At 45.5% G+C, this 22,710-nt stretch carries 20 protein-coding genes; 9 read left to right on the plus strand and 11 right to left on the minus strand.

The features are described 5' to 3' along the window. Nucleotide 1 precedes the first annotated feature (1 nt). Genes FTU86_RS09410 through FTU86_RS09420 form a run of 3 tightly spaced genes read left to right on the plus strand, consistent with a single transcriptional unit; the run spans nt 2 to nt 2,847 of the window. The gene (locus FTU86_RS09410; protein ID WP_225876374.1) at nt 2-817 is read left to right on the plus strand and encodes a glycosyltransferase family 25 protein; all 816 of its coding nucleotides are present in this window, start codon (nt 2-4) and stop codon (nt 815-817) included. A 6-nt stretch (nt 818-823) separates the two neighbouring features. Further along, complete coding sequence (locus FTU86_RS09415) at nt 824-1,888, plus strand: glycosyltransferase (protein WP_104510306.1); 1,065 nt, start codon at nt 824-826, stop codon at nt 1,886-1,888. Then, on the plus strand, nt 1,885-2,847 hold the full coding sequence (locus tag FTU86_RS09420) for a glycosyltransferase (RefSeq protein WP_104510308.1): 963 nt from the start codon (nt 1,885-1,887) through the stop codon (nt 2,845-2,847). Before FTU86_RS09415 ends, FTU86_RS09420 begins: the two co-directional genes overlap by 4 nt. Before the next feature lie 178 nt (nt 2,848-3,025). Here FTU86_RS09420 and FTU86_RS09425 read toward each other — a convergent pair whose 3' ends face one another. The 4 genes from FTU86_RS09425 to FTU86_RS09440 form a co-directional block, all read right to left on the minus strand. Continuing rightward, a complete protein-coding gene (locus FTU86_RS09425) occupies nt 3,026-3,898 on the minus strand; it encodes a lysophospholipid acyltransferase family protein (RefSeq protein ID WP_104510309.1) in 873 nt (290 codons plus the stop codon). Between the two features lie 23 nt (nt 3,899-3,921). Continuing rightward, nucleotides 3,922-4,140, minus strand: coding sequence for a hypothetical protein (locus tag FTU86_RS09430; protein WP_005180031.1), 219 nt, complete (start codon nt 4,138-4,140; stop codon nt 3,922-3,924). Nucleotides 4,141-4,251: 111 nt separating this feature from the next. Continuing rightward, on the minus strand, nt 4,252-6,036 hold the full coding sequence (gene aspS / locus FTU86_RS09435) for an aspartate--tRNA ligase (protein ID WP_104473612.1): 1,785 nt from the start codon (nt 6,034-6,036) through the stop codon (nt 4,252-4,254). A gap of 144 nt (nt 6,037-6,180) precedes the next feature. Next, nucleotides 6,181-6,945, minus strand: coding sequence for a DUF4184 family protein (locus tag FTU86_RS09440; RefSeq protein WP_168384234.1), 765 nt, complete (start codon nt 6,943-6,945; stop codon nt 6,181-6,183). 142 nt (nt 6,946-7,087) lie between these two features. On the opposite strand from FTU86_RS09440, the gene znuD reads away from it, so the two are divergent. Further along, complete coding sequence (gene znuD / locus FTU86_RS09445) at nt 7,088-9,229, plus strand: zinc piracy TonB-dependent receptor ZnuD (RefSeq protein ID WP_180006618.1); 2,142 nt, start codon at nt 7,088-7,090, stop codon at nt 9,227-9,229. Nucleotides 9,230-9,334: 105 nt separating this feature from the next. Next, the gene (locus FTU86_RS09450) at nt 9,335-10,798 is read left to right on the plus strand and encodes a phospholipase D family protein (RefSeq protein WP_180006619.1); all 1,464 of its coding nucleotides are present in this window, start codon (nt 9,335-9,337) and stop codon (nt 10,796-10,798) included. Nucleotides 10,799-10,961: 163 nt separating this feature from the next. Here the strand turns inward: FTU86_RS09450 and FTU86_RS09455 are convergent, their stop codons facing one another. After that, nucleotides 10,962-11,417, minus strand: a complete 456-nt coding sequence (locus tag FTU86_RS09455) for a hypothetical protein (RefSeq protein WP_180006620.1) — start codon at nt 11,415-11,417, stop codon at nt 10,962-10,964. A gap of 183 nt (nt 11,418-11,600) precedes the next feature. Here FTU86_RS09455 and FTU86_RS09460 point away from each other — a divergent pair, with 183 nt between their 5' ends. Beyond that, on the plus strand, nt 11,601-12,026 hold the full coding sequence (locus FTU86_RS09460; protein ID WP_005180017.1) for an RcnB family protein: 426 nt from the start codon (nt 11,601-11,603) through the stop codon (nt 12,024-12,026). Between the two features lie 147 nt (nt 12,027-12,173). Here FTU86_RS09460 and FTU86_RS09465 read toward each other — a convergent pair whose 3' ends face one another. The 4 genes from FTU86_RS09465 to FTU86_RS09480 all read right to left on the minus strand — a co-directional run bounded on the left by FTU86_RS09465 (nt 12,174) and on the right by FTU86_RS09480 (nt 17,482). Beyond that, on the minus strand, nt 12,174-12,671 hold the full coding sequence (locus FTU86_RS09465; RefSeq protein ID WP_180006621.1) for a phosphate-starvation-inducible protein PsiE: 498 nt from the start codon (nt 12,669-12,671) through the stop codon (nt 12,174-12,176). 146 nt (nt 12,672-12,817) lie between these two features. Then, nucleotides 12,818-14,599, minus strand: a complete 1,782-nt coding sequence (locus FTU86_RS09470; RefSeq protein WP_075168331.1) for an acyl-CoA dehydrogenase C-terminal domain-containing protein — start codon at nt 14,597-14,599, stop codon at nt 12,818-12,820. Nucleotides 14,600-14,772: 173 nt separating this feature from the next. Further along, nucleotides 14,773-16,575 (minus strand): acyl-CoA dehydrogenase C-terminal domain-containing protein, encoded by a 1,803-nt coding sequence (locus tag FTU86_RS09475; RefSeq protein WP_075168330.1) that lies wholly within the window; start codon nt 16,573-16,575, stop codon nt 14,773-14,775. Between the two features lie 295 nt (nt 16,576-16,870). Next, nucleotides 16,871-17,482, minus strand: coding sequence for a hypothetical protein (locus FTU86_RS09480; protein WP_180006622.1), 612 nt, complete (start codon nt 17,480-17,482; stop codon nt 16,871-16,873). A gap of 134 nt (nt 17,483-17,616) precedes the next feature. Between FTU86_RS09480 and baeS the strand changes: the two genes are divergently transcribed. The 3 genes from baeS to FTU86_RS09495 all read left to right on the plus strand — a co-directional run bounded on the left by baeS (nt 17,617) and on the right by FTU86_RS09495 (nt 20,520). Next, on the plus strand, nt 17,617-19,287 hold the full coding sequence (baeS, locus tag FTU86_RS09485) for a sensor histidine kinase efflux regulator BaeS (RefSeq protein ID WP_180048491.1): 1,671 nt from the start codon (nt 17,617-17,619) through the stop codon (nt 19,285-19,287). Between the two features lie 15 nt (nt 19,288-19,302). Continuing rightward, on the plus strand, nt 19,303-19,989 hold the full coding sequence (locus tag FTU86_RS09490; protein ID WP_005180005.1) for a response regulator: 687 nt from the start codon (nt 19,303-19,305) through the stop codon (nt 19,987-19,989). A gap of 264 nt (nt 19,990-20,253) precedes the next feature. Further along, nucleotides 20,254-20,520: a hypothetical protein gene (locus FTU86_RS09495; protein WP_104505830.1), complete on the plus strand. Its 267-nt coding sequence runs from the start codon at nt 20,254-20,256 to the stop codon at nt 20,518-20,520. Between the two features lie 69 nt (nt 20,521-20,589). Here the strand turns inward: FTU86_RS09495 and FTU86_RS09500 are convergent, their stop codons facing one another. Then, nucleotides 20,590-20,970: an MmcQ/YjbR family DNA-binding protein gene (locus tag FTU86_RS09500; RefSeq protein ID WP_104505831.1), complete on the minus strand. Its 381-nt coding sequence runs from the start codon at nt 20,968-20,970 to the stop codon at nt 20,590-20,592. Nucleotides 20,971-21,045: 75 nt separating this feature from the next. Next, on the minus strand, nt 21,046-22,491 hold the full coding sequence (locus FTU86_RS09505; protein ID WP_180048490.1) for a YdiU family protein: 1,446 nt from the start codon (nt 22,489-22,491) through the stop codon (nt 21,046-21,048). Between the last annotated feature and the right edge of the window lie 219 nt (nt 22,492-22,710).

A 22,710-nucleotide genomic window follows, 5' to 3' on the forward strand; every position in this document is an offset into this window, starting at 1 on the left:
GATGGACATTTTAATTATTAATTTAGAGCGTTCTGTTGACCGAAGAATCTTTCAACAAGAACAATTTAAAAAAATTGGCTTACCTGTTCAGTTTTTAGCTGCAGTTACCACAGATGATATTAGTGACACTCAATTTGAGGCAGAAGCATTCGGATGGGAAAGACCCTTAAAACGTGTTGAATTAGCATGTTTTTTGAGTCATAAAAAAGCATGGCGTTATGTTCAAGAATCAAATAAGCCTGCACTTATTATTGAAGATGATGCAGTTGTAGTGAAGGATCTTGCCTTAATTTTAAGTGAACTAGAAAACTCAACAGTGAATTTTTCACCTGATTTAGTCAATTTAGAGGTGAGGAGCCGTAAAAAAATTGTTGGTCAACAACCTATTTATCAGATTACAAGTACCAATTATGATGTCTTGGAACTTTTTCAGGAGCGAACAGGTACGGGAGGATATGTTTTATATCCGAGTGGGGCTCGTAAATTGCTTGAAAAAGCCAAAAAGAATGCTGCTGCAACAGCGGATGCATTTATTTTTAGTACGTATGAGCTAAATGCTTTTCAAGTTGAACCAGCTGCGTTAATTCAAGAAGATCAAATGGTTGCTTATGGTTTGGCTGATAAAGAAAAATTCGAATCTACAATAGGTCGCTCAGAGCACTTTAAACCTGTCTATAAATCCTTAGCAGAAAAAAGAAAGTTTAGGCAACGCAGATGGTTAGGGCAGTGGAATATGGCATGTCGCTATCTGCAGGTGATGTTCAAATCAGAAAAACGTTTTATTCGGCTAGACCAGTCAAAATTTCAACAGGATTGAGTAGTCATGAAAAAGAAAGTAGTGCTAGCAATTTTCACATTGCAGGGTAATGGCGCCGAACGTTTTGCCTTAACTTTAGCTAAAGGCATCAATGATGCCGGTCATGAAGCACATTTGGTCTATTTTAAAGATATTATTGATTTACCCATTCCAGATGGTGTAAAGACACATTTTTTCAACTACCAGAAGTTTCGTGCCATTCCCAAATTTATGCGAGCAGGTTTTGCTGCCAAGGCATTTGATCGCTTTGTTCGCAAGCATATTGGTGAGCCAGATCTGGTTTTATCAAATTTATATCCTGTCGATTTTATTCTCTCCCGTAGTCAATTACCAAATGTACATATGGTGATTCATAACACCACCAGTTTGGAATATGGTGAGCGTTTAACCCCAGAGTTTAAAGAGCAACTAGCTAGAGTCTATTTGGCGAAACCTTGTGTGGCAGTGAGTCAGGGTGTGGAACAAGATTTTCGTCAGATATTTGGTGAACAAAGTCAAATCACCACAATTTATAATCCAATTGATGTTGAAGCAGTTCAGCTAGCCGCTAAAGCATTTAAACCAGATGTACCTGAACGTTATTTGGTGAACGTTGGTAAATTTAAACAACAAAAACGACATGATGTTTTGATTCGTGCCTATGCCAAGGCTCCTATTGATTTACCTTTACTTTTGGTTGGTACAGGAGAGTTGATGGCTGAAAATGAGCGACTTGCTCAAGAGCTGGGTGTGGCAGATCGTGTACATTTCGTTGGCTTTCAAAAGAACCCATATCCTTATATTGAGCAGGCAACTGCAATGGTGGTTTCATCTGATTTTGAAGGTTTTAGCATTGCAATTTTGGAAGCACTAGCACTAGGTACACCTGTGATTAGTACAGATTGTCCTTCTGGGCCACGTGAAGTGCTATCTGAGACGTGCTTAGTGCCAGTACAAGATGTAGAGGCACTAGCAGAGAAATTAAGATTATTGGCGCAAGGTGAATTTCAGCCTAAAGCGCATATAGAAGAACAATTCCGAATAAAAGCAGCGGTAGCTGCATATTTAAATTTGAGTGTAGAGAAAAAATGAGTGCAAGCCATCCTTATGTGCTTTCGATTATTATTCCCGTCTATGGCGTTGAAGACTATATAGAAGCCTGTATTGCATCGTTATTACCTCAGCTGAAGGACAATGTAGAGTGTGTTGTCGTAGATGATGGTTGTAAGGATCGTTCAATTGAAATATTGAGAGCTTACTTGGCAGAGCATGAGTATCTAGGGAATATTCGTATTATAAGTCAAGAGAACCAAGGCTTGAGTATGGCACGTAACAATGGCTATGCTGTTTCACAAGGTCAGTATATTACGTTCTTAGATTCTGATGATTTTGTAGCTTCTGACTATATCGCAAAGATTTTGACAGCTATCAAGCAAGAACCTGAAGCAGAGTTAATTCATTTTAATGCTGAAATGGAAGATAGTTCTTATACGCTTCGTCCTTTAGTATTAGCACCACAAACGGGGAAAGTGCTTACGGATGCAGACTATCTAAAAAATATGTTTCACCGTAATAAATGGTATGCATGGCTTAGGGTGTATAAGCGTGAATTACTGGAAAACTTTAGTTTCCCTAAAGGTTATTTATATGAAGATATGCTTTCTATTCCATTTTTGTATCGTGAAGGCATGTTAATTTATGAGTTGGCTGAACCATTGCTGACTTATAGATATCGTCCTAGCAGTATTACCAATTGTCAGGTTAATCCAAAGCAGTTAAGCAGTTTAGAATATGGTGTGAGTTTGTATCGTGAGCAGCGAGATGCAGCTCATTTTCAAGAGGTCTATATTCATTTAATTATGGGCTTATTTGAAAACTATTTGAAACTGGGCTTTCAGAACTATATGCAATTTTTACAGCGTATGTTGCAAGATTTGTATTATTTAAATGATAAAGTTCAGCATATTCACTGGAAGAAGCGCTTAATGTTACAGCGACCAAAGCTGTTTTATTGGTATAAAAACTGGCTAGGCTTAAGACGCTATTTTTAGCGTTATTTATGAAATTTTAGTTTGATTAAAGACTTAAAATATTACCTACATGAGCATTTATCCTATGCTCATGTTGCTTAGAAAATTGTCTGTTCTCATAAGATAATGGGTAATTTTTTAGATGGGTGATATTTAAATATCACCCTATGAAAGGAACTTCTAAAATCATATAGGCAGATTATGATTGACTTTTATACAGATTAAATCCACCTTCAACCTTCCTAAACCTCTTATACCCCCACAAATACTGTTCTGGAGCGACATTAATCATGCGCTCCATTTCTTTATTAAGCGTATCGACTGAAAGCTGTAAGTCTTTGGCATTAATTTCTGCCGATAAAGTCTGCACATGCAGCTCAAAGCCACTTAAATCTTCACGGCGTAAACAGCTTAAACCAATCACTGAACACTGGGTCTTGGCTGCTAGTTTAGAGAGCAAGGTAGAGGAAAGTGCATTCTGACCAAAGAAAGGTGAATAAATACCACCCGACTCTTTAGGCACATGATCTGGTAAAATTGCGGCAAATCCACCTTGTTTTAAATGCTTAAATAAGGCACGTACGCCTGTTTCATCGGTGGGTACCAGTGTGGCATTAAGACGCTGCCGTGCTTCCAGCATAAACCGGTCTACATCCGGATTTTTGCTCGGTTTATACATAATGACCGGTGCCGTATGTAAATTCACCCAGGCATTCATCAATTCCCAGGTGCCAAAATGTGGCACCACTGCCAAGGTCCCATTCGGGTTTTGCAGGGCGTCTAAAAAAATATCTTCCCCATGCACGACCTTGATCTGTTCAAGGGCAAACTCCGGTGCAGAACCCCAAATCTTGACCGATTCTGCATAGGTCATACATTGGCTTTTTAGGCTGCGCTTTGTGAGCTGCTCCCGTTCTGATTCAGATAACTCCGGATAAGCAGACTTTAAATTAATTTCTGTCACACGTCGGGCGGAGGAGTTGCTCACATACAGCAACCAGCCCACAGATCGGGCGGTGACCTGAATCAAGCGCAGGGGGAGTTTGGAGAAATTTTTAAGAAGGGAATACATGAATCAAGCAAGAGTCCGCGCAATTATGGTCGATCTGCATTGCCTTTTAAGACCATATAAATCAGTCCGACAAAAATCAGCAGGGCGCCGATAATACTACTCAGGCTGAAATACACAATACGGTCATTGGTATCAAGCGCAAACAGGTTATTCGCCAAGATATAACGCATGAACAGCCATTGTACAATCGAAAAGACAATAAGCATGATGCCACGGTTACGTACTGCAGGACGCATTGCCATCGCTGAATCACCTAAGAATGAAAACTGCAGTTATTATGCCATTGCTCGGCAGTGATCTCAATGTAATAAAAAAGCCCCGCAAGTGCAGGGCTTCTTTAGAATGACAAGCTATTATTCTTGAGATTCCGCTTTTGGTTTTTCACGTAAGCGAATACCCAAATCGCGCAGTTGAGTCGCTTCAACAGGTGCTGGTGCTTGAGTCAATGGACATTCAGCAGTCTTGGTTTTCGGGAAGGCAATCACATCACGAATAGACGCACCGCCAGTCATCAGCATCACTAAACGGTCCAGACCGAATGCTAAACCACCGTGTGGAGGTGCACCGTAACGTAAAGCATTCAGTAAGAAGCTGAATTTTTCTTCAGCTTCTTCTTCACCAATACCTAAAGCTTCAAAGATGGCTTTTTGCATTTCCAGGTTGTGAATACGCAGTGAACCACCACCGATTTCAGTGCCGTTCAATACCATATCGTAAGCGACAGACAGCGCAGCACCCGGGTTGTTCTTCACGTCTTCAACGCTTGATTTTGGCAGCGTGAATGGGTGATGCACAGAAGTCCATTTGCCATCATCAGTTTCTTCGAACATTGGGAAGTCAACTACCCAAAGCGGAGCCCATTCGCACGTTGAAAGATTCATGTCATGACCAATCTTGACACGAAGCGCGCCCATCGCATCGTTTACAACTTTGGCTTTATCTGCACCGAAGAAGACGATGTCACCATTTTCAGCACCAACGCGTTTTAAGAGATCCAGCACGATTGGCTCGATGAATTTCACGATTGGCGATTGCAGGCCTTCGATACCTTTTTCAAGTTCGTTCACCTTGATATACGCCAGACCTTTGGCACCGTAGATGCCCACGAATTTGGTGTATTCATCAATTGCACTACGTGGCAGTGAGCCAGCACCCGGAACGCGAAGTGCCACAATACGGCCTTTCGGATCTTTGGCAGGGCCAGCGAATACCTTGAACTCAACGTCTTGCATTAAATCTGCAACATCAATCAGTTTCAACGGAATACGCAGGTCCGGTTTGTCCGATGCATAGTCACGCATCGCATCGGCATAGGTCATACGCGGGAATTTGTCGAATTCAACGTTTAGAAGCTCTTTGAACATCTTCACGGTCAAACGTTCCATCAGATCCATGATGTCATCATCGCTCATGAACGATGTTTCAACGTCGATCTGGGTAAATTCTGGCTGACGGTCCGCACGTAAGTCTTCGTCACGGAAACATTTGGCGATTTGGTAATAACGGTCAATACCACCTACCATCAATAACTGTTTGAACAGCTGTGGTGATTGTGGCAGTGCGTAGAAGCTACCGTTAGACACACGACTTGGAACCAGGTAGTCACGTGCACCTTCAGGCGTTGCACGAGTCAAAATTGGAGTTTCAACGTCTAGGAAACCGTTGTCTTCGAAGTAGTTACGAATCAAGTTGGTCAGTTTAGAACGGAAACGTAAGCGCTCTAACATTTCTGGACGACGGATGTCCAGGAAGCGGTATTTCAGACGGATTTCTTCAGAAATATTGGTGTTTTCATCATTCAGTGGGAATGGCGGCGTTTCAGATTGAGCCAGCACTTCAATTTCTTTGCCCAATACTTCAATCTGGCCACTGACCATATTGGCATTTTCAGTACCCGCATAACGGCGGCGTACACGGCCTGTAATTTTTAATACGAATTCAGAACGAGCTTTATCTGCTGTGGCAAATGCTTCTGGGGTATCCGGGTCGATAACCACTTGTACCAGACCGTCACGGTCACGCATATCCAGGAAGATCACCCCACCGTGGTCACGGCGACGATGTACCCAACCACACAAGGTTACGGTTTGGTCGATTTGAGCTTCGGTTAAAGAACCGCAGTAATGAGTTCGCATCATAGCGTAAAAAATCCAACTATATGGGTTAATGACAGCGCATACGTAAACAGCGTACCGCTTGAAGTAAATGTTGGATTATGCCTCTTTGCAGGTTTTGTCACAAGAACTAGCGTGAAAAACCCGGCAATTTCCTGTTATTTCGAGTTAACCGAACTCATGATTGCGGTCCAGAATCTGGAATAAAATACAGCCCGTGGTTAAAATGATTAAGGCACCCTGACTAAACTCATTAAAAGCCCGGCCCAGAAAATAATAACGATGGCTATACCAGAGTTCATCACTGAAATAGCGGGCATAATCCCAGACCGAATAAGCACCTAGCAAAATAGCCAGGCCAATCAGGATGGCTGCCGCTTGTTTGACCCGTCGGCTCACTGGCCAATGCTGACGATAGCGCTGATAATAACGCCAGCACATCCACAGCAAAAACGGCAGGGCCAGAAGCGAACTGCCAATCTGCAAGATAAAATGTAGTGGATAGGTCTGGGAGAACCAGGACACCGGCTGGTTTAAAAAATCATGAAAGGCGAAAGTGCGAAAGTCGACGTGAGTTAAACCATCCCAAATTAAATGGGTAGCATTGCCCAGCAATAGTCCCAGCACCATCGCAAGTAAAAAACCAAGGGCCGACTTGAACGAATCCAGATTGAGCTCATGTTGTATGCCTAGCGCCCGATACAGCACCGGACGATAAATCAGATACCACGCCGCACAAAAAGCCAGACCCAGCCATAAATTTGGATGAACAATTGAACTCCATAAATGATTCAAGCCGCCCTGATCGGTGGTAAATAATCGGCTTAAATCGGGCAGCATACAGCCAATGGCAAGGGCTGCAACGGGAAGACGATGGCCTGTCAGCTGGGCAATGGGTGGTGCTAAAACCGCATGAGATAAGGTAAAGGGCATACAGGCGTAGACAATAAAAACAGAAAAATCCGCGAGGCCCTATAGCTTAACCAAGCAAAGATGAATTTTATGTTTTTTATTGCAAAACAGTTGAAATGTTATATTATAACATTATTCAAATTTGTTACTCTGAGCCTGAGTCATGTCCTTCCATAAGAATTTAATAACACTGTCTATTTTTGCTGTTGTGGCCCCTGCGGTTTTTGCAGATGAGGCGAATCTATTCAATGCACAGCAACTTGAAACCATCCAGCTAAAAGCCCATCCTCTGGTTCAGACTGCAGCAGACTTTGCGGTAGCAGATCAGGTGGTGGAACAGAAAGTATTGGCGGAACGCCCAACAACCATTGGTGATGCACTGGCTGATGAACTGGGTGTATATTCAAATCAGTACGGCACAGGTTCAAGCCGTCCCGTGATTCGTGGTCAAGATGGCCCGCGTGTCAGAGTCTTACAACACGCATCTGAAACTGCCGATGTATCGACTTTATCTCCAGACCATACGGTTACGGTAGATCCAATTCTGGCAAAACAGGTTGAAGTGATTCGTGGTCCATCGACTTTACTCTATGGTGCTGGTACCGTCGGTGGTTTGGTCAATGTAACCGATCAGAAAATTCCAACCCAAATCCCAGCAGATGGCTTAGAGGGCACCGTCGGCGTGCGCTATAACTCGGGTAGCGATGAGAAGCTGGCCAGTGCGGGGGTAACAGCAGCAATTGGTGACAACTTTGCCTTACGTGTAGAAGGCTCCAAACGTAAAGCAAATAACTATATTACGCCGGATTACTGGGTAGAACATCATAATGATGAAGCTGGCCATGAAGATCATGATCATGGACATGATGCTGAAGAAGAACATGAAACACATTTTGATAAAGCCCGTCGTGTAGACAATACCTTTGCAGAAGGGCAAACCGTGAATATTGGCGGCTCATGGATTCATGACCGTGGTTTTGTCGGGGTGTCTTATAGTAATCGTCAGGATAAATATGGGTTGCCAGGGCATAGCCATGAATATCATGGTTGTGTATTGCACGATGATCACTTTCATGGTTGCCCGACACCTAATTCAAATACTGTTGAAGAACATGCACATGGTGGCCCATGGGTGGACTTAGAATCACACCGTTATGATTTGCGTACCGAACTTGATCAGCCCTTTGCAGGCTTTGACAAGTTACGTGCCCATGCCAGCTATACCGATTATGAACATGACGAGCTGGAAGAAAGTGAAGTTATCAGTAATTTTAAAAGCAAAGGCTATGATGCCCGTTTAGAGTTGGTTCATAAACCAGTCGCGGGTTGGGAAGGGGTCTTTGGTACCCAATATAGCCAACAGAAAATTAATCTTGCGGGTGGTGCGGAAGAACATGATGGGCATTCTCATAGTGGCGTGCTGATGGCAGACACCAAGACCGAAAAATATAGCCTGTTCGGTTTAGAACATAAGCAGTTTGGTGATGTGCATGTGGAATTGGGTGCACGTGTAGAACATCAAAAAATTGATGTAGATTCAACTCAAAAAGACTATTCGGATACCGGTGTGTCAGGTTCAGCAGCAGCCAATTGGGAATTTGCTCCAAACTATAAGCTTTCTGTGGTTGGCTCGCATCAGCAACGTTTACCACTGGCACAAGAGTTGTATGCGGACGGTATTCACTTTGCCACCAATACCTATGAGCGTGGAAATGAGGATCTGGATGTTGAGAAGTCAAATAACCTTGAGTTAGGTCTGCATTATGAAGGTGCGAAACTCGACTATCATGTGCATGTTTATCACAACTGGTTTGATAACTATATTTATGGCTCAACAACCGACAGCGAAGGAACATTCCGTCTAGTTGATTATAAACAAGACAAAGCCCGTTTCTACGGTACAGAAGCGCAGTTAGGCTATGCCATTAACGATGCTTATAAAGTCAGCCTGTTTGGTGACTATGTGCGTGGCAAAATTGATGGTGAAAACGCACCGCGTGTACCCGCAGGCCGTTTAGGTACCAAAGTAGAAGCCGATTTTGCTGATGGCTGGTCAGGTCTGGCAGAGTACTATCATGTCTTTAAACAGGACCAGATTGCCAGCTATGAACAGGAAACCCAAGGCTATAACATGGTCAATGTCGGTCTGGCGTATGCAGGTGCCATGGCGAATAACCAGGACTACCGCGTGTTCTTTAAAGCCAATAACCTGCTGGATGATCAGGTTTATTCACACACCTCATTCCTGTCCAACATTCCGCAAGTGGGCCGTAATTTTACCGTTGGTTTAGAATATAACTTCTAAGCAAAACTTAAATTTATTGCCAAAATCAAGAGGATGTCACGGAAATCCTCTTGAAAAAAGCTTGAAGAAAACCTAGCCTGAGCTGATTGGGTTAGGTTTTTTCTTATGCGTATCTTTCAACGAATTCACAATAAACTGAACTGGTCACCACGGCGTTATCTGGGCGTGATGATGGGCCTGCTGGCGTTAAGCTATTTATCCTCGGCACTGTATCATACCTATAAGCCCTTACCGGATGGTTTGAATTATGCGGGACCGCTACGTCATGCCGAAGTCAAATTTCTGGCCGATCAGACCTATCTGGATGCACAGGGCCAGCAGCATTATGATCATCAGATTTTTAATGAAATGCTGCGCCTGATTGATGAAGCACAAAGTTTAATTGTGCTGGATATGTTCCTGTTTAATCCGCAAACCGGGGCATCACAGGCCCAGCATCAACCGCTCAGCCAGCAATTGACCGATGCACTGATTCAAAAACGCCGTACCCAGCCGGATATTGAAATCAAGCTGATTACCGATCCGATTAACTCGGTTTATGGCGGGCTTGCGCCAGAGCATTATCGGCAACTGCGCCAGGCCGGAATTGATGTGATCGAAACCAATTTAACCCCGCTACGCGCTTCCAATCCGATGTGGTCCGGGTTCTGGTACATCTGCTGTCAGGGCATCCGCAATAATCCGGATGCCGGCTGGCTGGCCAATCCGTTTGGCGAGGGCAAAATCACCCTGCGCAGTTATTCCGAGCTGCTGAATTTTAAGGCCAATCACCGTAAAACCATTGTGGTTGATACCCCGGACGGCTGGGAAGCTCTGGTGACCTCAATGAATCCGCATGATGCCAGTTCCCATCACTCCAATGTGGCGCTGGTGGTCAAAGGCAATACCGCGGTAGATATTCTGAAAACCGAGCAGTCGGTGGCGCTCATGTCCGGCAGCAATATTCCCGGGGTGATTGTCGGTGAGTTTCAGGCCGCTGCTACTGAACCGCAGGTGCAGGTGCTGACTGAAAAAGCCATTTATGATGCGACTTTAAACCTGATTAATAGCGCCAAAGCCAATGAACAGGTCGATCTGGTGATGTTCTATCTGTCCGAGCGCCAGATTATCAAAAGCCTGCTTGCAGCCCATGAGCGTGGGGTGAAATTGCGGGTGTTGCTGGATGCTAATAAAGATGCGTTTGGTCTGGAAAAGAATGGCGTACCGAACCGGCCAGTGGCAGCAGAATTACATCAGGCCGGCATTCCACTGCGCTGGTGTAATACCCAAGGCGAGCAATGTCATAGCAAAATGCTGATCAAGCGCAATGCCCAGCAACAGGAGATGATTTTAGGTTCGGCCAATTTCACCGCGCGGAATTTAAAAAATTATAATCTGGAAACCAATTTACGCGTGTTAGGCCCGGCTCAAGCTCAGGTGTTTCAAGATGCTCAGCAGTATTTTGATACCGCCTGGTCAAACTTAAATGGCCGTCAGATGAGTGTGGATTATGCCCAGTATGCCGATGAATCGACGCTGAAATATGGGCTGTATCGTTTGATGGAATGGAGTGGCTGGTCGACGTTCTAATCTCCCTTATTCCACGCTTCTGTTTGGGAGCCGTGGCTTCTGCTTATAAGAGAGCTGGAAGAATGAGTTTTCTTCCACCTTTGTAAGAGAAGGTTAGGGATATACGCTTTTCCTTAACCTTCTAGGAGAGAGTCAGGAAGAGGTCAGTACTAAGGTTTAACGCTTAGTTTTTCCCCAGATTCGGTGGTACCAGTTCATCCAGATCTTTATCAGACAGCTCATCCAGCTCGCTCAGGTCGGTTTTAATTTTCCACTGGCTTTCATCTTCAACCGGATTCGGCAAACGCGCTTCCAGCCAGTCGCAGACCACATCGGGCGGGAAATCGGCATGATTACACTGGATCACCCAAGACAGGAAATCTTTGGCTTCACCATTCATATAAGGTGGTGGCGATACCGGTAAAAACTGCGTTGGCAAACGTTCATTCTTGGAAATATAGTTCAGCACATGACCCAGTTCCTGTACGGTTTGCCAGGCCAGTGGGTGTGCTACATTAATCTGAAATTTAAACCACCATGCCTGAGCACCATCTGTGCCATAGGCATCGATCAAGTTTTTTTGAACACTGGGTACTTTGCAGAAATATTCATAAAGACGATCAAAACTTAAATCAGACACAAGCATGAACCTAGTATGAAAAAAAGCGAGTGTAGCATAAAAGTAGGCCATTATTTTCACTGAGAAATACGGCCGATCTACCGCCATTCATCTAAAAAACTTGTATAAAGCATGCATGTTCATTTTTTATCCTTAATCCTGTTTTATAGTAAAATCAATAGGCTGATGTTTGGGAGTCGGGTAGTGAAAAGAATACAAGCAGGTTTATGGTTAGGCATTGGATTGTCTGCCATCTCGACATTATCGCTGGCCGATACCAATCGCTGGGCCAGTTATCAGGGTGTGGAGCGAAAATCGCATGCGCAGCATTATCCACAGCATCGCCCGTCTTATCCGCAGCACAGGCCACCACAATATTATCCGCCCCGTCCGCAATGGGGCCATCAACCGGTACGTCCGGGCATCAGTATTCAATATCAGGCGCCCACCACCATTTACCAGAATTCGCAAAGTTATAGCTGGGTCAATGGTGACCCGAATGTGGCCCGGATTGAAAGCAGCACGCAGACCATCATTACTGACTGGCGCCGTTTAGGTTTGCCGGCTCCGCCAAATGGCAGCTACTGGATTTATGAAAATGGTCGTTATATTTTGGTGCCAAACCGTTAGATCATCCGGAGCGCTCCAGCGCTAAGGAAAACTATTTGAACCAAACTGATGATCCGGTGAATCTTCACTCAAAAATCAGCGCGCCGTAGTGGTATCCAGGCGCGCTTTTTGTTCTTCAGATTTGAATGATGGATGTGATTTGGGTGTTTAGGCCAGTTCATCATCTTCCGGGCGTGGGGTCTTGCCTTGTGGCAACGGTTTTTCACTGTGTTTATCCCGAATTACCGATGGATAATTCCAGGAGGCAAAACGTACCACCAGAATCGCAAAGGCTAGAATCAGAATCGAACCGGTAATAATTACTAGGTCAATATCCGCTTTATGGTCGTGCTGGATATCGGAAATCAGCAGCCGGGTCAGGGCGGTAATGGCAATATAAATCAGGAAGCGTACTGGCATGTGGTTGGTTTTAAAGTAAATACCCACCATGGCACCGAGCTCCAAATAAATGAACAGCAGTAAAATATCATCAATCGTGGCATATTGTTTGACGGTCAGAATATCGACCACAGTATGGCCGGCCGACCAGATCACCATACAGCCAATCACGAACAGGGCAATATAGTGAAAACTTTCAACGGCCAGATTACCCAGCCGGTCGAGGAGGGTTTCTATTTTTTCTACTGTGGGATGCCGTGCTGTCATATGCTCCTCCTGATGCTGCTGATTGAATGAGAAAACTCATGCAAAAACTGTGCACAACTACAGGAAAAGTGGTGTAAAAATAGCAGGAAAACATGGATGCTATAAAAAACGCCTGACAGTGCAGGCGTTTTTGAGAGATAAAAAGCTTAAGCCTGATGAGTGAAATAATCTTCCGAGAATTTCATGATCACATCAGAACCGGCTTTGATACGGGTAATCCGCATTTCCAGCTCTGGCAGAATACGTTGTACAAAGTACAGACCCAGTGCCAGTTTGTTCTGATAGAACTCACCCTGTTTGGCCTGTGCCGCTTGGGCAATACGGGCAAACATATAGGCAAAGCTGAGCAGACCAACCGCGTGTAAATAATCGACCGCTGCTGCATTCGGGAATTCCGCATTTTCAGACGCCGCATTCAGAATGTATTGCGTTACCGATTCGACTTCTGTAGCTGCATCTAAGGTCGCATCTTTAATGAAGTTCAGATCGGCATCTAACTGGTTGGCAAAGTCACGGATTTCAGCAATATATTCTGCAATATAGGCGCCCTGACATTTAATGGTTTTACGGCCAATTAAATCTTGTGACTGGACGCCATTGGTACCTTCATAAATTTGCGCAATACGTAAATCACGTACACATTGCTCCATGCCCCATTCACGGATATAACCATGACCACCGAAGCACATTTGCGCATCTAGGGTTGCCTGGAAAGCGGTATCGGTTAAATAGGCTTTGGCAATAGGCGTTAGCAGCGCCACACGGTCATTGGCTTTTTTCACCGCATCTGCATCAGTCGAGAATTTGGTGATGTCCAGCTGTTGACCGACATAGACTGCAAAGGCACGTGATGCTTCGTTGTTGGCACGCACATTCAAGAGCATACGACGTACATCGCCATGTACTAAAATGCTGTCAGCCGGTTTGTTTGGTGATTGTACACCTGAAGCGCTGCGGCCCTGTAAACGGTCAGTCGCATATTGCGCTGCATTCTGGTAAGCAAATTCAGAGGCGCCTAAACCCTGAATACCCATTGACAGACGTTCATAGTTCATCATCACGAACATGGCTGCCAGGCCTTCATTTTCTTTACCGACCAGATAGCCTTTGGCACCATCAAAGTTCATGACACACGTGGCAGAGGCTTTAATCCCCATTTTGTGTTCGATAGAGCCTGGGCCAACCGGGTTACGTTCACCGAGTGAACCATCGGCATTGACCAGGAATTTCGGCACGATAAACAGCGAAATACCGCGTGAACCGGCAGGTGCATCTGGGGTTTTGGCCAGTACCAGGTGAATGATGTTTTCAGCCAGGTCATGATCACCACCGGTAATAAAGATTTTGGTCCCGGTAATGTTATAGCTGCCATCTTCGTTGCGTTCCGCTTTGGTTTTAATAATCCCCAAATCGGTACCGGCATGTGGTTCAGTCAGACACATGGTGCCAGACCATTCACCTGAATAAATTTTTGGTAAATAGGTTTCTTTTTGTTCCTGAGAAGCATAGCTGCTCAGCGCCATACCCGCACCAACTGACAGCAGTGGATACAGCATGAATGACGGGTTAGTAGCAAAAATCATTTCATCTGACAGAACGGTCAGCATTTTTGGCATGCCTTGACCGCCCCATTCTTCATCGGCACCCAGGCCAATCCAGCCGCCTTCGGCATATTGCTTGAATGCTTCTTTAAAACCGGCCGGTGTAGTTACGCTGCCATTGTTATATTGGGCACCTTCTTCATCACCAGTGCGGTTTAAGGGCAGGGTAACGTTCTGGGTAAATTTGGCCATTTCTTCAAGAATGGCTTCTGCGGTTGCAGCATCGAGGTGGGCGAGATTTTCGTTATTTTGCCAGAATTGTTCTGCTTGGAAGACATCATTCAGGATGAATTTCATATCGGCAAGCGGTGCGTTATAAATTGGCATAGTTCATTTCACCTGTTTCTTGTTTATTCATAGTGATCAGGTCAGTCTAAACGATGAGATTTCAATTGATTAGACGACGAAAGGTTAATATAGCGCGATAAATAGAGAAAAAGGACCGCCAACAGCTGGCCGTCCTTTTTACATCCATTACAAGTTACTACACATCACGTGCATTAGAAGGCGAAGTGTTCAGCATCAAGCGCCATCAATGGATCCAGGCCAGTCGCAATCACGTCAACATGCGAGCGTACACGTGGCAGGATCTTCTTGAAGTAGAAGCGTGCAGTGGTCACTTTGGCATTATAGAAGTCGACATCGGTAGTACCCGCAGCCAAGGCTTCTTGTGCAACCAGTGCCATACGTGCCCATAGGTAAGCCAGTGTCACATAGCCAGAGAAGTAGAGGTAATCGACTGCTGCAGCACCGACTTCTTCAGGGTTTTGCATCGCACGCATACCAATTTGCATGGTCAGGTCGCCCCATTCTTTGTTCAGCGCGGCCAGCGGTTCAACAAACTCTTTCATGCCGGCATTGTCTTTGTTGGCTTCTGCGAATTTGTGAATGATCTTGGTGAAATCTTTCAGCATCGCGCCTTGTGTACCCAGAACCTTACGGCCGAGCAGGTCAAGTGCCTGAATTTCAGTGGTACCTTCGTACAGGCAAGAAATACGCGTATCACGTACAATCTGCTCCATACCGTGCTCGGAAATAAAGCCGTGACCACCGAACACCTGTACACCGTGTTTTGCAGCTTCTGAACCGGTTTCGGTCAGGAAGGCTTTGGCAATTGGTGTCAATAAAGACAGGATGTTGTCGGCAAATTTACGGTCTTCTTCCTCAGCAGCCTGTTCAACCACATCTGCATATTGAGCCAATAGGTAAACCAGCGCACGGCCACCTTCAGCAAATGCTTTTTGGGTCAACAGCATGTTACGTACTGCTGGATGCACAATAATCGGATCGGCTTCTTTTTCTGGCGCTTTTGGACCAGACAGTGAGCGCATAGCCAGACGGTCTTTTGCATAGGCCAAAGCACCCTGGAATGAAGATTCAGATGCAGACAGACCTTGTACTGCAGTACCGATACGCGCCGTGTTCATGAAAGTGAACATACAGTTCAGACCACGGTTTTCAGGTCCAATCAAGTAACCTTTGGCGTTGTCAAAGTTAATCACGCAAGTCGCGTTACCGTGAATCCCCATTTTGTGTTCGATCGAGCCACAACGCACTGCATTACGCTCACCGATTGAACCATCGGCATTCAGGTTGAATTTCGGTACGATGAACAGTGAAATACCTTTGGTGCCTTTCGGTGCGCCTGGTAAACGCGCCAGAACGATATGGATGATATTCTCGGCCATGTCGTGCTCACCAGCAGAGATAAAGATTTTCTCGCCAGAGATTGCATAGCTGCCATCCGCATTTGGTTCTGCTTTGGTGCGGATAATACCGAGGTCAGAACCGGCATGAGATTCGGTCAGACACATGGTCCCGGTCCAGACACCTGATACCAGATTTGGCAGATAGGTATCTTTTTGTTCTTGCGAACCGTGGTGCTCAAGGGTACGTACTGCACCATGAGACAGACCCGGATACATACCCCAAGCCCAGTTTGCGGTACCGACCATTTCAGAAATGGTAATGCCCAGAGAGTTTGGTAAACCCTGACCGCCGTACTGTTCTTCAGCAGATAAAGACGGGAAACCCAGTTCGATATATTTTTGATACGCTTCTTTAAAGCCAGTCGGCGTGGTGACTACACCATCGTTCCAGGTACAGCCTTCGCGGTCGCCCACCTGGTTTAAAGGAGATAATTCGTTTTCACAGAAGTCTGCAGCAGCTTCTAAATATTGGTCAACCAACTCACGGCTTACGTTTCCAGAGAATGCAGGGAGTTTTGCATAATGTTCTTCAGCATTTAATAATTCATGCAAAACAAATTGCATATCACGTAGTGGCGCTTTGTATTGTGGCATATCGGGTTCCTCAATACTGGTTTAACCAGCGGTTATAATCCTAAATCAGTGAGTTCACGCGCCTTCACAGGCGCATCTTGAATGTTTTAATCGTGCAACATCTTCTAATTGGGTACAAGCATTTCAATGGCTTTTCTTGGTGACTGTAAAGTCAAAGATTTTTAACTTGAAATAGCTAAGTGTATTGAGTGTAAACAGATTTATCGGTATAGGAAGTGGACAAATAGTCAAAAACGTAAACAGATATGTCCAATAAAAAAGCGCACCATGCGCCTTTTTTATTTGCTGACTTCGCTTAAGCCACTTTGGCCGGAATGGTCACAGCGGTATTCGGTTTAAAACGCAGGCTGCATTGACCATTGACCGATTTATCCCCCAGTTTAATCTTGACAGTCTGACCGGCTATTTTACCGTTACAGGCATTGGCCATAGCCTGTTGACGGGCCTGACGCTGTGCTAGGCGCTGATCATACTGTTTCACCAGTTCGGCACGTTTGGCATCGGTTAAGGCACCCGTCTGAGGACCATGCTGTTTAAACTGGCGTACATCGCCACGCATTGGACGATGTTCACGGCTGTGTTTAAGCTGCTGGCGTTCCGGCGTAAACACCAGGGAACAGGTCCCATTCACGGTTTTTTCACCGGCTTTGACCTGAACCACCTGTCCGGCAGCTTTGCCTTTACAGGCCGTTTTGATCTGCTGCATCATCTGGCGGCGTTCAGTACGCAGCTGCTGCCATTGTTCACGCTGTTCCGGGCTTAGGCGTGCATGTTTGCCGTGCATGGAGTGAGCCATACGACCTTCACGTTCCGGCGTTGCTGTACTATTGGTTGACTGACAGGCTGTCAGTGTCCCGACACTGAGTAAACCCACTGAAACAAGCGCAATTTTTGTCATCGTTTTCATGATTATTGTCTCCACACAGAACCGCGATACAGTTATCTTTAACTGCGACAAGAATAAATAATAAAGATGAAGAAACAATGGAGAGTTTTTTCAGACACTGTTCGCTACAATAGTGAAATAAAAGAAAAATTGAGATGAGTGTTTTGAAAATACGCCGGATTCCAATCGCCCTGCGCCTGTTTTTGACTGTGCTATTGACCGCGCTGGTCATTTCCACGGTCAGCCTGTGGGTGCTGCACTGGAATATGCAACGCAATTTCACCAAATACGTGGCCGATGTCGAAATGCAGAAGCTGGATCATGTGATTCATAATCTGGCCGGTGTGTATGGTGTCTATCATGATTGGGGCAATGCCATTCAGGCACAAATCCTGCAAATTGAAGGGCAGGCCGGCCCGGAAGATTATGACCGCCTGTCGCGCTGGTGGTTGCGCCGTCAGTACGATATTGCCTTGCAGCAGCGTTATTTTGAAGAACATACCTTAATGAATGTGGCGCCAACGCTGGCTGAACCAGATCCGCAGAAACGCCAGGCCTCGCAGGAGGAACTAAAATGGCTGGAAATGAATCTGCCTTCCGAGTACCGTCCCTTTGAAGGCCTGAAATTTCCTTTAAGCGCGCAGCAGAATACCACCCGGGTTAATCAGGGCAGTGCCCAGAATCCGCGTCCGAATCAGCCACAATCGGATGGCAAAAAACAGTTTATTTCCATGCCGGACCGTTTGGGTCTTAGTTCACGTCTGGCTTTATATGATGCCAAACGCCAGTTTGTAGTCGGTGAGCCAGCAGAAGGACAAATGTCGTATCGCCCGATTTTAATGAACAATCAGGTGGTCGGTTATCTGGGGTTAAAACCGGTGCTGGATCAGGATGATGCGCTCAGCATTAATTTCTTTAGCGAACAAAAGCGTTATCTGCTGCTGATTTATGGTCTGTCCTTTATTGCCAGTTTACTGGTGGCCTGGTTATTGGCGACCTATTTTAAAAAGCCGATTCAGCGTCTGCTCAATGGGACCCGTGAACTGACCAAAGGCAATTATCAGTATCAGGTGAAAGTAAACCGTAATGATGAACTCGGTGATTTATCTACAGAGCTGAATCAGCTGGCAGTCATTTTAGATCAACATGAAACCTCACGCCGGCAGTGGGTGGCTGATACCTCACACGAATTAAAAACCCCGCTGGCAGTGTTACAGGCCCAAATTGAGGCTATGCAGGATGGTATCCGTAAAGCCACACCGGAACACTTAGATGCAATGATGCGTCAGGTCAGCAGCCTGAAAAAACTGACTCAGGACCTGGCTGATTTAGCCCAGGCCGAAGCCATGCAGCTGAAATTCTATCTGGCCCCAATCAACCCTTGGCAGGTGATTGAACAGGAAGTCGAGAATTTCCGGCCGAAGTTTGAACAGGCCGAGTTAAGTGTGCGTCTAGAAGGTGAAGCTGTGCCTTTACAATTAGATATAGACCGCTTTAAACAAATTATGGTGAACTTGATTGCGAACAGTATTCGTTATACTGAGGCCGGTGGGCAGGTTCATATTCATAGTGAGCAGACGGCAACAGAATGGAGTGTCTATGTCGATGACAGTCCATTTGGCCTGACCGATGAACAGCTAGCCCGTTTAGGCGAGCGTTTTTACCGGGTGGATGATTCGCGTACGCGGAGCACTGGCGGTACCGGTTTAGGTCTGGCGCTGTCTGCTAAAATTGCGCAGGCCATGGGTGGCCAGCTGAGTTTTGCGCATTCGCCATTGGGTGGCTTGCGCTGCAAACTGACTTTCCCGATTCCGACCAAACAATAAAAGGAAAAGATATTCATGAAACATGTCATGCTGGTTGAAGATGAAGTTGAACTCGCTCAATTGGTCCGCGACTATCTTGAAGCTGCTGGGTTTGAGGTCAGTATGTTTCATGATGGACAAGAAGCCTATAACAGCTTTTTGCAGCGTAAACCGAGCCTGATGATTCTGGATCTGATGGTGCCACGTATGGATGGGCTGACCATTTGCCGTAAAGTACGTGAGCAGTCTGATTTACCCATTATTATGGTCACGGCGCGTACCGAAGAAATTGACCGGGTGCTGGGCCTGAATATGGGTGCAGATGACTATATCTGTAAGCCATTTAGTCCGAAAGAACTGGTGGCACGTGTGCAGGCAGTGCTGCGCCGCTTAGACCGCAAGGCTGAACCGGAAACCAATGATTTATTCCGGATGGATAAAGCCCAGCAACGGATCTGGTATCAGCAAAAAGCGCTGAACCTGACCCCAACCGAATTCCGTTTACTGGAACTGTTTTTAGAGCATGTCGGGCAGGTCTATTCCCGTGCCCAATTGCTGGACCATATTAACCCGGACAGTTTTGATGTTGCGGATCGGGTGATTGACAGTCATATCAAAAACCTGCGCCGCAAGATTTCCGAAGCGGCAGAAACCGGTAATCGTCATGAGTGGATTCAGGCAGTCTATGGGGTTGGCTACCGTTTTGAATATCCGGAAGATTAATTTCATGCGGAGTGAAAAAGCGAATAGATATGTGCCTATTCGCTTTTTTTATGAGAGTAGGTTGTGCAGTATTTAGGGGCAGGATGGTGATAAATCAACAGACTGATCAAGCATAAGACCAAGATAAAAGGGGGGATTTCTAATATTATAATTTTTAAATGAATTTAATTTTTAACAAGAATATTTTGTAAATTTTAATAAGCCTGAAAATTGAAGTAAATAAAATTCCGGTATAATCCGCAGCCCGCTTTTGGGAATTTTTCTATGCACGTCAATACTGAGCTTGTCGCACGCTTAATTCAGCGCAATATCACCCCCGCGATACACTATTTTGAACAAACCCAGGATAGTTCCCGCCTGGAACATCAGATCAACTTCTGTGTACAGCAGATTATTGTCTGTTTAAATTCCGATACAGTGGCCACCATCAAAGCACTATTGCAGTATTTAATTGCAAAAAGCCAGCACAGCAGTGAACATTCAGGGTGGCGCAAAGCCTTTGAGTTGTTCAATGATAAATATAAAGTTTAATCGCTGATTTTACATACGAGAGACAGGATTAAACTGTGGGCACGATTTATCTCTGTGTTTTTGCCCGAGCTAAACACGCGAGCCTACAGTTTTGAGTAACGCTATACGTTGTCGATCCAGTTTCTTGAGTTTGGACACCACCAACGCATAAGAATTCAGCACTAAATCTTCGATTAAAGCTTCATCCAGCTCTTCATCTTCATACACTGAAATCCAGTGCTGTTTATTCATATGCCAGCCGCTACGAATATACGGATAAATATCACGCAGCATGGCACCATGATCTGGCGCTACTTTTAAATTAATGGCCGCTTGTCCGTGCAGATGAAACTGTAACATAAAGACTTTATCCAGCACTTTAAACACATCACAACCCTCACCAAAGGGCTGGGTCACTGTGACTTCAGGCAGGGTAGCAGCGGCTGTTGCCGCAAGTGGATGTAAAGCCATACGCAATTTAGGTTGAAGGGCACTTTGTGGATAATGCTGAAATTATCCACAATTTACCAGGCCAATGTGGATACTTTAAGACGAGCAGCTGACCATCACTTCAGGCACATCGCTTGGGAGTGGCGCTAAATCTTCCGGTTTTTCCAGCGCGGTCTGCCGGATATAGGGATGGCTGAGCAGGCTAAATAAACGCTCGACTTCAGAAAAATCATCCCGCTCGGCCAGTTCAATCGCTTTTTGCGCCATATGGTTGCGCAGGATGTAATGCGGATTGACGGCGGTCATGGCGGCATCCAGTTCATCGGTATCCTGATGTTCACGAATACGCTCATATTGCGTCAGGAAGGCTTCAAACTGACGACGGTCTAAGCAATCATCTTTAATCGCTTCATAGTCTTTATGTTGCAGGCGAATAAAGCTTTGGGTGTAGTCCAGCTGTTCGCTTTGCAAGATTCTTAAAAAAGCCATCGCGCAGTCAAAGCTGTCTTTATGGAAGCTGGGTAAGCCCATTTTCTGGTTTAAGCCATGCTTGTAGTGTTCCAGGAAGGTCGGTTCAAAATGAGTTAAACATTGAGCCAGATCTGTTTTCCATTGCTCCTGGTCATCGTCTGCGGGACAAAGCGGAATCAGGTTGTTCAGCCAGGTCCACAAGTTCCAGTGCCCAATACTCGGCTGCTGCTGATAGGTATAACGTCCCTGATAATCGGAATGGTTGTTGATCCAGTTCGGGCGAAAGCGCTCCATAAAACCGTAAGGACCAAAATCCAGGGTAGAGCCGGTGATATTTAAATTATCGGTATTCATTACCCCATGGGCAAAGCCAACCAGCTGCCATTGGGCAATCATCACTGCAGTACGCTGCACCACCTGCGTGGCAAAAGCTAAAACAGGCTGCTCGGCCTTCAGACATTCCGGATAATGCCATTCGATACATTTCTGGGTAAATTCAGGCAGTAAATCTGGCTGATATTGATTGATCCATTCAAAATGCCCCAGCCGAATATGACAGTCCGAGGTACGTAACATCATTGCACCCGGTTCCAGTTTTTCACGCTGTACCCCTTGGGTGGATGAAGTAAATCCCACGGCATTACTGGAAGGTACGCCCAAGGCATTTAAGGCATGACCGGCCAGATATTCACGAATCACCGAGCGTAACACCGCGCGACCATCGCCCATCCGTGAATAAGGGGTAGCACCGGCACCTTTTAAATGCAGATCAATGGTCTGCTGATGCTGGTCAACAATCTGGGCAATCAGTAAACCACGTCCATCACCGAGCTGACCGGCCCATTGCCCGAATTGATGCCCGGCATAAACCATAGCCAATGCCGGAAATTCAGCAAATGTTTTCTGGCCGCTACAGATTTCGACCCACTGTGCTTTGTCTTCATTTGACCATTGCAGTTCATCGGCCAGTGCTGCATTGAAATGCCCGGCTTTGGCGCCTTTTAAAGGCAGCGGTTGTTGCTGGTGATACAGACGGGAAGGCAGGGTAGGATAGCGCGAGTTAAATTGCATTGCAGAACAGCCATTCAGAACAGGCCTTCACTATAACAAACTTGGCTGGAGAAAAGTGTCGTGTTTCCGAATAGAAAAAGCCTCCATCAGGATAATGCCAGTCAGTTAAGAGATTGACTGGCTTTTTCTTGGGTATTTTTGAGGTTTTCCTTTTACAACCCTTGGATAACTCCTCACTCTTCTCTCAGGTATAACATACCGATTAGATTTCTCCATTAA

It is taken from the genome of Acinetobacter sp. YH12155 (assembly GCF_013418255.1).
Lineage (GTDB): Bacteria > Pseudomonadota > Gammaproteobacteria > Pseudomonadales > Moraxellaceae > Acinetobacter > Acinetobacter indicus.